The organism is Pseudomonas sp. JL23, assembly GCF_056933585.1.
Genome location: NZ_CM167795.1, coordinates 3,229,284 through 3,242,405, shown reverse-complemented (window position 1 = coordinate 3,242,405; position 13,122 = coordinate 3,229,284). Strand labels below are relative to the sequence as shown.

Below are 13,122 nucleotides of genomic sequence, written 5' to 3'. Positions count from 1 at the left end.
TTGCGCCACAAAGGCGCAGTGCTATATTCGCAGTTACATCCATACGACTCCCAGGAGCACCATGTCCCTGCCCGAACAGCCGCATCAACGTGCGCTGGCACTCTTTCTCACGGCTCGCCCCGCTTTGCAGGAAACCTTGGACCACCTCAACCCCCTTGCTGCCCAGGCCGCAGGGCTGACGCAACAGCAATTTCGCGACGAACGCCTGCATGAAGCTTTCGAGGAAGAAGCGCAACGCCTGGGATTGTTTGCCTGGGAACTGACCCTGCAACTCACTGCCGAATCACCCCAGCAATTCGAGGCGCAGCGTCTTGAGGTGCATAAGGAAGTGGCCGAGATGGCCGGGATGGAATGGGCGGAGTATTGCGAGTTGAATGGCTTACGGGCCTGATCCGGATGGCAATGCAATCCTGTCGGTCGACTTGCCATGTGTGGGAGCCGCCTGGGTGGCGATCGAGTGCGAAGCGCTCGCAAAAACCGTCATTGACTGATCCGGCGCCATCGCCAGCAAGCCGGCTCCCACATGGTTTATTGCAGCACGACGATCATCTATTAAAGACAGGTCGCAATCGCCGCCACACGCCGCTCCGACACATCGCCACTGCGCTTGGTGTAGTACTCGACCAGCGTCCCCCGCCCCTGGGCATACACATCGGCAAAGAATTCATTCTCGGTGGTAAACACCGTATGACCGCCCTCGCCCCGTGGGTTCATGAACACATCGAAGCTGTTGCCGAACAGTTTTTCATCCTGCCAGGCAATCTGCAGGCATTGCGCCACGGCGGCGTCTGGCTTGTCGCTGGTCAGGGTCTGTTTCGGGCCACCCGAGCGCGCCATCCCTGAAGGCGCGGCGCACCCGGCCAGCAACGCGGCAGTGAGTACACAGAGTAGAGTTTTCATGGCATGCCTTTGCGGAAAAAGCGCGATTCTATCATCGCCCCCGCATCACGCCAGTTCGAACAGCACATCCTGGGCACCTTCCCACAAGGTCTTGACCCCCAGCTTGCGCAGGTTTTCCTTGCCTTCGACGATGGTCAGGAAATGATTGCCCGCCAGTTGCCCCATCTTGCTGGCAAAGCAGCAGGAGCCATAGGCCACAAGCAGCTCGGTTTCGCTATAGCCGCCGGGATAAAACAGGATATCGCCCACCGAAGGATGGCTGGTGGCGTTCTCAAAACCGATGGACTTGCCGTCCAGCGCCAGTTGGTAATCGCCCAGCGGCACCCAGCAGCCTTCGCCACTCCAGCGCACATGGATGAATTTCTGGCGGTAAGGCAGCAGCTGCAGGAACGCTGCCACGGTCTGCGGGGCGTCAGGGTTGGTTTGGGCGAGGAAGGAAAAGCCACCGGCGGTGATTTTGAGGGTGGTCATGGCTGATCTCATGGTTGGAGGTGAACATAGATCAGCATGATTCAAGCGTGCCTTCAATCAAAGAGAAGCGTTTGCGCCGTACCAACGGATTATTGTTTGCCGATGGGCAGTTGTGTATCAGGAATGCCGTTGTTCTTGCAAAAATCGGATTCCAATCGAGGCGGTCAGTTTTTGTCCGCCAGTGACGAAGCAAAAGCCTTGTTTTGATGCTCCTCGGGCAACCGGAGATGCCAAACCACCCACATGCCCGACCAATCAAACACTGACCGTCGTACAACTGTCGTCACACCTATGCGACAATGCCGCCCAAAGTCTGGCATGAACCCCGCATACATCTTCCCGCGCAGCTCGACACATCCCTGTCGATGCTGCTTTAGACGTTTGCGCGATGATCAACTCAGGCTCGGATTTGAGTGAGCCGGCAAAACTCAAAATTGGTATCGAATCGGTTCAGGTTGTCAGCAACCTAACCTAAGTCATTGATAGGTAAAGTAATTGATCTCCACAGCAAATATCACCATGCAGTTCGGCGCCAAACCCTTGTTCGAGAATGTCTCGGTCAAGTTTGGCGGCGGTAACCGTTACGGCCTGATCGGCGCCAACGGCTGCGGTAAATCCACCTTCATGAAGATCCTGGGCGGCGATCTCGACCCTTCCGGTGGTCAGGTGATGCTGGAGCCGAATGTGCGCCTGGGTAAATTGCGTCAGGATCAGTTCGCCTACGAAGAATTCACCGTGATCGATACCGTGATCATGGGTCACGAAGAGCTGTGGAAGGTCAAGGCCGAGCGCGATCGCATTTACTCGCTACCGGAAATGACTGAAGAAGACGGCATGGCCGTGGCCGAGCTTGAAACCGAATTCGCCGAGATGGACGGCTACACCGCCGAATCCCGCGCCGGTGAACTGCTGTTGGGTCTGGGTATCGGCATCGAACAGCATTTCGGCCCGATGAGCGAAGTCTCGCCAGGCTGGAAACTGCGCGTGCTGTTGGCTCAGGCGTTGTTCTCTGATCCGGAAGTGCTGTTGCTCGACGAACCGACCAACCACCTGGACATCAACACCATCCGCTGGCTGGAAAACGTGCTGACCCAGCGCAACAGCCTGATGATCATCATCTCCCACGACCGTCACTTCCTGAACAGCGTGTGCACCCACATGGCTGACCTGGACTACGGCGAGCTGCGCCTGTTCCCGGGCAACTACGACGAGTACATGACCGTCGCGACCCAGTCCCGCGAGCAACTGCTGTCGGACAACGCCAAGAAGAAGGCGCAGATCACCGAACTGCAATCCTTCGTCAGCCGCTTCTCGGCCAACGCCTCGAAAGCCAAGCAGGCCACTTCCCGCGCCAAGGCGATCGACAAGATCCAGCTGGCCGAAGTGAAGCCATCGAGCCGCGTGAGCCCGTTCATCCGTTTCGAACAGACCAAGAAGCTGCACCGTCAGGCGGTCATCGTCGAGCGCATGGCCAAAGGTTTCGACGGCAAGCCGCTGTTCAAGGATTTCAGCTTCCAGGTTGAAGCCGGCGAGCGCGTGGCGATCATCGGCCCGAACGGTATCGGCAAGACCACCCTGCTGCGCACCCTGGTCAATGAACTGACTCCGGATGCCGGTAGCGTCAAGTGGACCGAGAGCGCCGAGCTGGGCTACTACGCCCAGGACCACGCCCACGATTTCGAAGACGACGTCACCCTGTTCGACTGGATGGGTCAGTGGACCCAGGGCGAGCAAATGATTCGCGGCACCTTGGGCCGGATGCTGTTCTCCAACGACGAGATCCTCAAGTCGGTCAAGGTGATTTCCGGTGGTGAGCAAGGCCGGATGCTGTTCGGCAAGCTGATCCTGCAAAAGCCGAACGTACTGATCATGGACGAACCGACCAACCACTTGGATATGGAATCCATCGAAGCGCTGAACCTGGCGCTGGAAAACTATCCGGGCACGCTGATCTTCGTCAGCCACGACCGCGAGTTCGTATCGTCCCTGGCCACGCGCATCATCGAGCTGAGCCCCAATGGCGTGACCGACTTCAGCGGTACCTACGACGATTACCTGCGTAGCCAGGGCGTTGTTATCTGATTCAGTCCTGCAGAACATCACACAAAACCGTAGGAGCGGCTTTAGCCGCGAGGCCGTCCTCCCGGCTAAAGCCGGTCCCACGGGTAATATGAAAAGTCCTGTCGTGATGACAGGGCTTTTTTGCATGTGTAACAGGCCATAACGGACAATATCGTTAGCCTGCTTTCATTTGCCACGGCCTCGGGCGATGATGTCGTACGTCTACCGCCTGCCCGCGAATGAGTACCCATGTCTGCCGATCCCACGCCTGACCCTGTCGCCGCCAAACCCGGTTCGATGAGCGTCACGCTGCAAATCATTTCCATCGTTTTCTACACTTTTATCGCCTTCCTCTGCATCGGTCTGCCCATTGCAGTGCTGCCCGGCTATGTGCACAACCAGCTGGGTTTCAGTGCGGTGATTGCCGGGCTGACCATTGGCTCGCAGTACCTGGCCACCCTGCTCAGCCGTCCTTTCGCCGGGCGCATGTCGGACAGCGTCGGCACCAAGCGGGCGATTGTCTGGGGCTTGAGCGGCATTGCCGTGAGTGGTGTGTTGACGCTGTTCGCGGTGTTGCTGGAAAGCCTGCCCCTGGCCAGCCTTTTGGTGTTGATCGTCGGCCGTTTGCTGCTGGGGATCTCCCAAGGGCTGATCGGCGTTGGCACCATCAGTTGGAGCATCGGCAAGGTAGGCGCTGAACATACGGCGCGGTCGATCTCCTGGAACGGTATCGCTTCGTATGGCGCGATCGCCATTGGCGCACCGCTGGGCGTGGTGATGACCTCGGCCTGGGGCTTCAGCAGCCTGGGGATCGTACTGTTCCTGCTGGCGGGCATGGCGCTGCTGATCATCCGCAACAAGCCTTCGGTGCCGGTGATTCGCGGCGAGCGCCTGCCGTTCTGGGCCGTGTTCGGTCGGGTGGCCCCTTATGGCGTCAGCCTGACCCTGGCGTCCATCGGCTACGGCACTCTGACCACCTTTATTACCCTGTATTACGTCAGCCTGGGCTGGGAAGGCGCGGCGTATTGCCTGAGCGTGTTCGGTCTGTGCTTTATCGTTGCGCGGATCCTGTTTATCGGCGCAATCAACCGTTTTGGCGGTTTCCATTCGGCGATCCTGTGCATGATCGTCGAAACCCTGGGCCTGGTCCTGCTGTGGCTGGCGCCGAATACGGCAGTGGCGTTGATGGGCGCAGGGCTCACTGGTTTCGGCCTGTCCCTGGTGTATCCGGCCCTCGGCGTCGAGGCGATCAAGCAGGTGCCGGTCAGCAGTCGCAGTTCAGGGTTGAGTTCATATGCGGTGTTTTTCGATCTGGCCCTGGCGATTGCCGGGCCGGTGATGGGCGCGATTGCGTTGAATCTGGGCTATACGTGGATTTTCTTCAGCGCGGCGTTGCTTGCCTTGATTGGGCTTGGGTTGACTATGTTGCTGTCGGCGCGGGCGCGAAAGGCAGGGTAGCAAGCATAGAAACAAGGTGGGAACGGCTTTAGCCGTGAAAGCGTAGGCAGGATCGATACATTTCTATCGTCAGCCCTATCCGCTTCCCGGCTAAAGCCGGTCCCACCACTTGGTCAGGCAGCGCCTGCACAATTGATGCTGGCGCTGCTGTTATTGCGCCCTTGGCTTGAGAATCAACACGGCCAACGGCGGCAAGTCCAGAGCCAACGACATCGGCTGTCCATGGCTCTTGATCTCCTCGGCCTGCACGCCGCCACCATTGCCCATATTGGAACCGGCATAGGTCTGGGCATCGCTGTTGAGCAGCTCGCTCCACACGCCGCTAAATGGCACGCCAATGCGGTAGCCCTCCCTCGGCACCGGCGTCAGGTTAGCCACTACCAGGATCGGCTCGCCCTCCTTGCTCCAGCGCAGGTAGGCATAGACGCTGTTGGCAGAGTCATCGCCGATCAGCCACTGGAAGCCCATGGGTACGCAATCCTGGTCATGCAGGGCCTTTTCCGAGCAGTACAAACGGTTCAGGTCACTGACCAACGTCACCACACCCTTGTGCTCGCTGTAGTCGAGGAAATGCCAGTCCAGTTCGGTATCGTGGTTCCACTCGCGCCACTGACCAAATTCGCAGCCCATGAACAGCAGCTTCTTGCCGGGATGGGTCCACATGAAGCTCAGGTAGGCACGCAGATTGGCAAATTTCTGCCAGCGATCACCGGGCATCTTGTCGATCAGCGAGTGTTTGCCGTGCACCACTTCGTCGTGGGAAATCGGCAGGATAAAGCGCTCCGACCAGGCGTACACGAGGCCGAAACTCAACCGATCGTGATGATGCTGGCGGTGGATCGGGTCCTGCTCGATGTACTTCAGGGTGTCGTGCATCCACCCCATGTTCCATTTGTAATTGAAGCCCAGGCCACCCTGCTGCGTGGTGTTGGTCACGCCCGGCCAGGCCGTGGACTCTTCGGCGATCACCAAGGCACCCGGCGCTTCCAGCGCTACGACATCATTGAGATGGCGCAGGAAGTCGATGGCTTCCAGATTCTCCCGGCCGCCGTAACGGTTGGGCACCCACTCCCCGGCCTTGCGCGAGTAGTCGCGGTAGAGCATCGAGGCCACAGCATCGACCCGCAGGCCATCGACGTGGAAATGTTTGAGCCAATGCAGCGCCGAAGCCAGCATGAAGCCATGCACTTCCGTACGACCGAGGTTGTAGATCAGCGTGTCCCAGTCCTGATGGAAGCCTTCCTGGGGATTGCCGTACTCGTACAGCGCGGTGCCGTCGAACTGCGCGAGGCCGTGGGTATCGGTGGGGAAATGCGCCGGCACCCAGTCGAGGATCACGCCGATTTCTGCGCGGTGACAGGCGTCGACGAAGGCGGCGAAATCGTCCGGCGAGCCGTAACGCGCCGACGGGGCGAATTGCGACAGCAGTTGATAACCCCAGGAACCGCCAAACGGGTGTTCCATGATTGGCATCAGCTCGATATGGGTGAAGCCCAAGTCCTTAATGTAAGGAATCAGGTTATCGGCCAGTTCGTGCCAATTGTATGGCCGATCCGCCTCGCCCTCACCGCCATGGTGCCAGCGCCAGGAGCCGGCATGCAGCTCATAGATGGACAGCGGCGCATCGGCGGCGTGGCGCGCGGTGCGACTGTCGAGCCATTGCTGATCCTGCCACTCATAGCGCAGAGGCGCGGCGACTTTCGAAGCGGTGTCCGGCGGCAGGGTGGTGGCCAGGGCCACCGGGTCGGCCTTGAGAGGCAGGATGCCGTGGCTGCCGAGAATTTCGTACTTGTAGGTTTCCCCCGGTTGCAGACGTGGGACAAACACTTCCCACACGCCGGAAGGATGACGCAGACGCATGGGATGACGACGGCCATCCCAGTTATTGAAACTGCCTACTACGGAAACCCGCCGGGCATTAGGCGCCCACACGGCAAAACGTACGCCGTCGATACCGTCTACGGCCATCACTTGTGCACCCAGGCAACTGCTCAGGTCACGGTGATTGCCTTCGGCGAACAGGTACAGGTCCATTTCACCGAGCAAGGGGCCGAAGCTATAGGGGTCTTCGGTGATTTGCTCGCCACCGGCCCAGTTGACCTTTAGCAGGTAGGGCATGCGGTGGTCGAAATGCCCGGCAAAGAAGCCCGGCACGTCAGTCATCGGCAGTTCACCCAGCTCTTCGCCGGAGTCTTTGGCCAGTACCCGCACGCTCAAGGCATCGGGCAGATAGGCGCGAATGTATTGGCCCTGGCCACCATCGCCATGGGGGCCGAGGATGGCAAAGGGGTCGCGGTGTTCGGCGCGGATCAGCGCGTCCATGTCTACGGCGGCGGGCAATAGCTGGGAGGCCGCGCCGTTCTTATCAAGGGAATTCATCATGCATCTCCATCAGACAGGCTCAGCAGCCCATGCAAACCGCGTAACGGCACCGCCAGCCAGCCTGGGCGGTTCTCGGCTTCATAGGCCACTTCATAAGCGGCTTTTTCCAGGGTGAAGAGTTCCAGTGCGGCACTTTCCCCCTGAGGGTCTTTCCACGCGTGGGGCATTTCTGCAGTAGCTAAACGATAGCCCTGCATGAACGCCTCCTGTGCCTGGGTCAAATAGGTTTGCGCGACGCGCTGGCGAGCAGCGCTCGCTTCGGCAGAGCTATCCACGCTCTGGGCACTGCGTACGGCCATGGCCGCAGCGTAATCGAAAGAACGCAATACGCCACCGACATCTTTGAACGGACTGTATTTGCCCCGACGCTCTTCAAGCGGCCGGGCAGGCTCGCCCTCGAAATCGATCAGATAGGCATCGCCCTTGACTACCAATACCTGGCCCAAGTGAAGGTCGCCATGCACGCGCATGCGCAGACCGCCCACCGAACGCTTGGCCAGGTCCTGCACATGGGCGAGCAACTGCTTGCGTTTGCCCAGCAGGGACTGCACCAACGGCTGATCGCCCGGTTCCAGGCTCTCCTTATGCTGTTCGAGCAACTGTAAGGCACGCTCCACCTGGGCAGCGACGCTTTTGCCGCTGGCCTGGCTGTCCTTGAGCGAAGTCGGCTCGGCAACGAAGTCCTTGTTGCGGGTCGGTGCCGCCAGAATCATGTGCATCTCGCCCAGGCGCTGGCCCAGCAGACGAGAAAAATCAGCCAGTTCCAGCAGCGCATTGAAATGCTGATCCTGGCCGGACAGGCCATGGGCCAGCTCATCACGTACAGCGCGCTCCAGGTTGTTCTGGGTCCACTCCCAGGCATCGCCCTGATTACTCAGGTAGCCCTGGGCAATCATCAGCAGGTTGCCCTGCCCGCTCTCCTCGACCCGCACCACCGAACCCAGCAGCGGCGAGATATGGGTGTAACCGGCATTGGTCAAATAGGCGCCCATTTCCAGTTCCGGGTGAGTCCCGGCGGCGACCCGGCGAATCATCTTCAGGACCAGTGCGCCGCCGACGACCACAGAACTGTTGGACTGCTCGGCAGACAGGTAACGCACTTCGGATGCCTCGTTCAGCCCCAGACCGGCCATATGGGCAGTCTGCTCGAAGCGCAGCTCTCCGTTATTGCTTTGCAGCACGGTATTGTCCTGCATACCCTTGATGACCGCGTGAATGAACGGCTCCAGGGTAAAGGCATCGGTGATCAGGCCAACCTGGCGCCCACGCCTTACTCGGGCCAACGCAAGCTGCTGAGGCAAGGCGCTGCTGAAGTCGTCTTCGGCGAGGAAGCCCAACGGCAGCTGATAACGACCCTGGTGCTCGCCCGCTGAAACCTCGATTTCGCTGAGCAGCACCGGCCGCTCGGCGTCGCCAAAGCGTACGCCATAAGCAATGTGCACGTTATCGATGGGCTGGCCCTTGCCAGCGAACCAGCGGCGCTTGGGCAGGTATTGGCCCAGAGAGGTTTTTTCCAGGGTACCGCGCAACGGTTCGTCGAGGAGTTCTTCCATACGTTTCTTCAATACCAGAGTGGTGAAGTCCGGCAGGCTTTGCGCCGGTTCCACGTGCCAGCTCGGCATCTGGTTTTCCGCCGCCAGGGCAAACCAGTAGAAGCCATAAGGCGGCAGGGTCAGCAGATAATTCAACTGGCCAATGGGCGGAAAGGCGCTGCCACCGAGCATCTCCACCGGTACCATGCCGGCGTACTGGGACAACTCAAGCTCGGCAGCCTGTGCGGCACTGGAGACGTTAGATACGCAGAGGATGATTTCCGTCTTGCCGTCCGGCCCGGTGTATTCGCGTGTATAGGCGAGGATGCGGCGGTTGCTCGGCGAGAGCATTTTCAGGGTGCCGCGACCGAAGGCTTTCTGCTGCTTGCGCACGGCGAGCATGCGCCGGGTCCAGTTGAGCAGCGAGTGCGGATCGTTGTTCTGCGTCTCGACGTTGATCGATTGATAGCCGTAGAGCGGATCCATGATCGGCGGCAGCACCAGGCTGGCCGGATCGGCGCGGGAGAAACCACCGTTTCGGTCGATGCTCCATTGCATGGGGGTACGCACGCCGTCGCGGTCGCCGAGATAGATATTGTCGCCCATGCCGATTTCGTCGCCGTAATACAGAGTCGGCGTGCCCGGCATGGACAGGAGCATGCTGTTAAGCAGTTCCACCCTGCGCCGATCACGCTGTACCAATGGCGCCAGGCGTCGACGAATGCCCAGATTGATCCGTGCCCGGCGGTCGGCGGCGTAGTAATTCCACAGGTAGTCACGCTCACGGTCGGTGACCATTTCCAGGGTCAGCTCATCGTGGTTGCGCAGGAAAATCGCCCACTGGCAGTTTTCCGGGATTTCCGGGGTCTGGCGCAGGATATCGGTGATCGGAAAGCGGTCTTCCTGAGCCACGGCCATGTACATGCGCGGCATCAGCGGGAAGTGAAAGGCCATATGGCATTCGTCGCCGTCCTTGCCCTTGCTGTCGCCGAAGTAGAGCTGCGTGTCTTCCGGCCATTGATTGGCTTCGGCCAGCAGCATGCGGTCGGGGTAGTTGGCATCGATCTCGGCACGGATCTGCTTGAGCACCTGATGGGTTTCCGGCAGGTTCTCGTTATTGGTGCCATCGCGTTCGATCAGATACGGAATCGCGTCCAGGCGCAGGCCGTCGATGCCCATGTCCAGCCAGTAGCGCATGACTTCCAGCACCGCTTTCATCACCTGAGGGTTGTCGAAGTTCAGGTCTGGCTGGTGCGAGTAGAAACGGTGCCAGAAGTACTGGCCCGCCACCGGATCCCAAGTCCAGTTGGACTTTTCCGTGTCGAGAAAGATGATGCGCGTGCCGTCATATTTCTGATCGCTGTCGGACCAGACATAAAAATCCCGCGCCTTCGAGCCGCGCTTGGCATGCCGGGCGCGTTGGAACCATGGGTGCTGATCGGAGGTGTGGTTGATGACCAACTCGGTAATCACCCGCAGCCCGCGCTTATGGGCTTCGGCGATGAACTTCTTGGCATCGGCCATGGTGCCGTAATCGTTGTGCACGCCACGGTAGTCGGCAATGTCATAGCCGTCGTCACGCCGAGGCGACGGGTAGAACGGCAGCAGCCAGATGGTGTTCACGCCGAGCTCTGCAATGTAGTCGAGCTTGGCGATCAGGCCGGGAAAGTCGCCGATCCCGTCGTTATTGGAGTCGAAGTAGGATTTGACGTGAACCTGGTAAATCACCGCATCCTTGTACCACAGCGGGTCTTCGATAAAGGCTGCGTTCCGGGTTTTCTTGGCCATGTACGGATGCTCCTCAAGCCGGGTTCGAAGACGTGATGCGCCAGATACCGAACGGCTGGTAAGCCGGGTCTATGCGCATCCATTGGCTCTTGCCGTACCAGGTCCAGCGATGCCCGGTCATCAGGTCTTCACCCTGGGTCTGGGCATCGTCGGCCAGGCCCATTTCCCACAAAGGCAACTCGAAATGTGCTTCCTGCGCGTTATAAGGATCGAGGCTGACCGCAACGAGAATGAAATTGCTGCCGTCGGCACTGCGTTTACCGAAGTAAAGGATGTTGTCGTTCCAGGCGGTGTACAGGCGCAGGCCCAGGTGGGTCTGCAACGCCGGGTTCTGTCGGCGGATACGATTGAGCTGGGCGATCTCGGCGATGATATTGCCCGGCGCGGTGAAGTCCCGTGGACGGATCTCGTATTTCTCCGAGTCCAGGTACTCTTCCTTGCCCGGCACCGGTGCCGCTTCGCACAGCTCGAAGCCTGAATACATGCCCCACAGGCCCGAGCCCATGGTTGCCAGGGCTGCACGAATGAGAAACCCCGGACGCCCGGAGTGATGCAGAAATGGCGGGTTGATATCCGGGGTATTGACGAAGAAATTCGGCCGGTAGCAATCGCGCCATGGCGCCTGATTGAGCTGGGCGAAGTATTCCGACAGTTCGGCCTTGCTGTTGCGCCAGGTGAAGTAGGTGTAGCTCTGGGAGTAACCGACCTTGCCCAGCCGGGCCATCATTGCCGGTTTGGTAAACGCCTCGGCAAGGAACATCACCTCCGGGTGCTGGCTGCGCACATCGGCGATCATCCATTGCCAGAACGGCAGCGGCTTGGTGTGCGGGTTGTCGACGCGGAAGATTTTTACCCCTTCGTTGACCCACCCCAGCACAATATCGCGCAGCTCCAGCCACAGGCTGGGAATGGCATCGGCGGCATAGAAGTCGACGTTGACGATGTCCTGGTATTTCTTCGGCGGGTTTTCCGCGTAACGGATAGTGCCGTCCGGGCGCCAGGAGAACCAGCCCGGATGCTCCTTGAGCCACGGGTGATCCTGGGAACACTGAATGGCGAAATCAAGAGCGATTTCCAGTCCATGATCGGCCGCAGCAGCGACCAGATTGCGAAAATCTTCACGGGAGCCCAGTTGCGGGTGAATCGCTTCATGACCGCCGTCAGGGCTGCCGATGGCGTACGGGCTGCCGGGATCGTCGGGGCCGGCGGTCAGGGAGTTATTCGGCCCCTTGCGATGGGCGCGGCCGATGGGATGGATCGGCGGGAAATACAGCACGTCAAAGCCCATGTCGCGAATCATCGGCAAGCGCGAGTGCACGTCATTGAAGGTGCCATGGCGCTTGGCATCATCGGTGATCGAGCGGGGAAACAGCTCATACCAACTGGCGAACTGCGCCCGTTCCCGCTCCACATCCAGAGGGAAATCGATACTGCGACTCAGATAGGCATGGGGGTCAGCCTGGGCCATGGCGGCGGCGGTCTCACCGTCAAGCAGTAAAGCTACGCGACCGTCGAGATCGGTCTGCTCCAGACGCTGCAGCACGCTTTCGATCTGCCCGCGCAATTCACCCTGGCTGCGTTCGGCGGCATGCAATAGATGCAGGCGGCCTTCTTCCAGCTCAAGTTCGATGGGCACGGCAGCGTGAAATTTCTTTTCCAGCTCGTAGCAATAGCTGGCGTATTGATCGATCCAGGCTTCCAGGCGGAAGTCATAGCGGCTGACCTGATCGGGGACGAACTCACCCGTCCAGCTGTCGTTACCCAGTTCGAGCAAACGCGCCGTTTGCCATTCCTGCGCATCCGCGGCGCGCCAGCACACCCTTACAGCCATCTTGTCGTGGCCATCGGCGTAGACCTTGCTTGTCACCGTGACCGGCTGCCCGACAATGGCCTTGGCCGCGAACAAGCCGCCGTCAATGACCGGCGTCGTGTCCTCGATAACAATGCGGGGTAATTGCAGGGCCTGGGTCAGCGGCAGTGGACGAGAAGATTGGGATACATCGGTAGCCAGGGAATCCGGGCCATAAGGCTGGTCGGCAGTCACATTCATCGAGCGTCACTCCTCACGCCCGAATGCTCCAGTACGGGGCATTCGCGGCGCTCTTTTGCTAATCCGTGCAGTGAAATTCATTCGAGCCAGGGCGAGATGGGATACCCGCCTGCCCTGCTCCCACTAAAGTCCGAACGCTGCTCAATGAGAAAAGTTCAAAGACTTTCCTCGCTGCGGGTGGAGCGTAGCCCACCCGCCCCACAGACAAAGGCAAAGCAAGAAAGAAGCCTGATGCGGGTCAATGGCGAAGCGGAGGCGATGACGGATTATGGTGTTACCCGTTATTCGACCCGATAAACCCCTTGTAGGAGCGAGGCTTGCCCGCGAAAGCGGTATATCTGATGCAAGTTATGCGTCGGTCAATCTGGCCTCTTCGCGGGCAAGCCTCGCTCCTACAGGGTGTTTGCCGTCGCCTGCAGAACATCTGATATGGTTTTAATTTAAAAACCTGAATCTGTTCTGCAAACAGATTGCCCCGCA

General features: G+C 59.5%; 8 protein-coding genes. 3 read left to right on the top strand and 5 right to left on the bottom strand.

Translation table 11 applies throughout. From position 1 onward, the window contains the following. Window positions 1–61 precede the first annotated feature (61 nt). The gene (locus AC1Z24_RS15070; RefSeq protein WP_483746334.1) at window positions 62–391 is read left to right on the top strand and encodes a DUF6388 family protein; all 330 of its coding nucleotides are present in this window, start codon (window positions 62–64) and stop codon (window positions 389–391) included. Between the two features lie 161 nt (window positions 392–552). On the opposite strand, the gene AC1Z24_RS15065 is transcribed toward AC1Z24_RS15070, so the two are convergent. Together AC1Z24_RS15065 and AC1Z24_RS15060 are read right to left on the bottom strand one after the other, a co-directional pair. Next, on the bottom strand, window positions 553–900 hold the full coding sequence (locus AC1Z24_RS15065) for a 2-oxoacid ferredoxin oxidoreductase (protein ID WP_483746333.1): 348 nt from the start codon (window positions 898–900) through the stop codon (window positions 553–555). A 45-nt stretch (window positions 901–945) separates the two neighbouring features. Further along, window positions 946–1,371: a DUF3830 family protein gene (locus AC1Z24_RS15060; protein WP_483746332.1), complete on the bottom strand. Its 426-nt coding sequence runs from the start codon at window positions 1,369–1,371 to the stop codon at window positions 946–948. Between the two features lie 495 nt (window positions 1,372–1,866). On the opposite strand from AC1Z24_RS15060, the gene AC1Z24_RS15055 reads away from it, so the two are divergent. Further along, window positions 1,867–3,453, top strand: coding sequence for an ABC-F family ATPase (locus tag AC1Z24_RS15055; RefSeq protein ID WP_483746331.1), 1,587 nt, complete (start codon window positions 1,867–1,869; stop codon window positions 3,451–3,453). A gap of 228 nt (window positions 3,454–3,681) precedes the next feature. Continuing rightward, window positions 3,682–4,890, top strand: a complete 1,209-nt coding sequence (locus AC1Z24_RS15050) for an MFS transporter (RefSeq protein ID WP_483746330.1) — start codon at window positions 3,682–3,684, stop codon at window positions 4,888–4,890. A 150-nt stretch (window positions 4,891–5,040) separates the two neighbouring features. Here the strand turns inward: AC1Z24_RS15050 and glgB are convergent, their stop codons facing one another. From glgB to AC1Z24_RS15035, 3 genes are read right to left on the bottom strand one after another with little or no spacing between them, the layout of a single operon-like run. Continuing rightward, window positions 5,041–7,269, bottom strand: coding sequence for a 1,4-alpha-glucan branching protein GlgB (gene glgB / locus AC1Z24_RS15045; RefSeq protein ID WP_483746329.1), 2,229 nt, complete (start codon window positions 7,267–7,269; stop codon window positions 5,041–5,043). Continuing rightward, on the bottom strand, window positions 7,269–10,592 hold the full coding sequence (treS, locus tag AC1Z24_RS15040; RefSeq protein ID WP_483746328.1) for a maltose alpha-D-glucosyltransferase: 3,324 nt from the start codon (window positions 10,590–10,592) through the stop codon (window positions 7,269–7,271). The genes glgB and treS overlap by 1 nt, the downstream gene beginning before the upstream one ends. 13 nt (window positions 10,593–10,605) lie before the next feature. Next, window positions 10,606–12,642 carry an alpha-1,4-glucan--maltose-1-phosphate maltosyltransferase gene (locus tag AC1Z24_RS15035; protein WP_483746327.1) on the bottom strand — a complete coding sequence of 679 codons (2,037 nt, stop codon included), beginning with the start codon at window positions 12,640–12,642 and terminating at the stop codon, window positions 10,606–10,608. Window positions 12,643–13,122 lie beyond the last annotated feature (480 nt).

Excerpts from the sequence above, each read along its gene's own strand:
- AC1Z24_RS15070 (WP_483746334.1), top strand. The coding sequence starts at position 62 with ATGTCCCTGCCCGAACAGCCGCATCAACGTGCGCTGGCACTCTTTCTC.
- AC1Z24_RS15065 (WP_483746333.1), bottom strand. The coding sequence starts at position 900 with ATGAAAACTCTACTCTGTGTACTCACTGCCGCGTTGCTGGCCGGGTGC.
- AC1Z24_RS15060 (WP_483746332.1), bottom strand. The coding sequence starts at position 1,371 with ATGACCACCCTCAAAATCACCGCCGGTGGCTTTTCCTTCCTCGCCCAA.
- AC1Z24_RS15050 (WP_483746330.1), top strand. The coding sequence starts at position 3,682 with ATGTCTGCCGATCCCACGCCTGACCCTGTCGCCGCCAAACCCGGTTCG.
- glgB (WP_483746329.1), bottom strand. The coding sequence starts at position 7,269 with ATGAATTCCCTTGATAAGAACGGCGCGGCCTCCCAGCTATTGCCCGCC.
- treS (WP_483746328.1), bottom strand. The coding sequence starts at position 10,592 with ATGGCCAAGAAAACCCGGAACGCAGCCTTTATCGAAGACCCGCTGTGG.
- AC1Z24_RS15035 (WP_483746327.1), bottom strand. The coding sequence starts at position 12,642 with ATGAATGTGACTGCCGACCAGCCTTATGGCCCGGATTCCCTGGCTACC.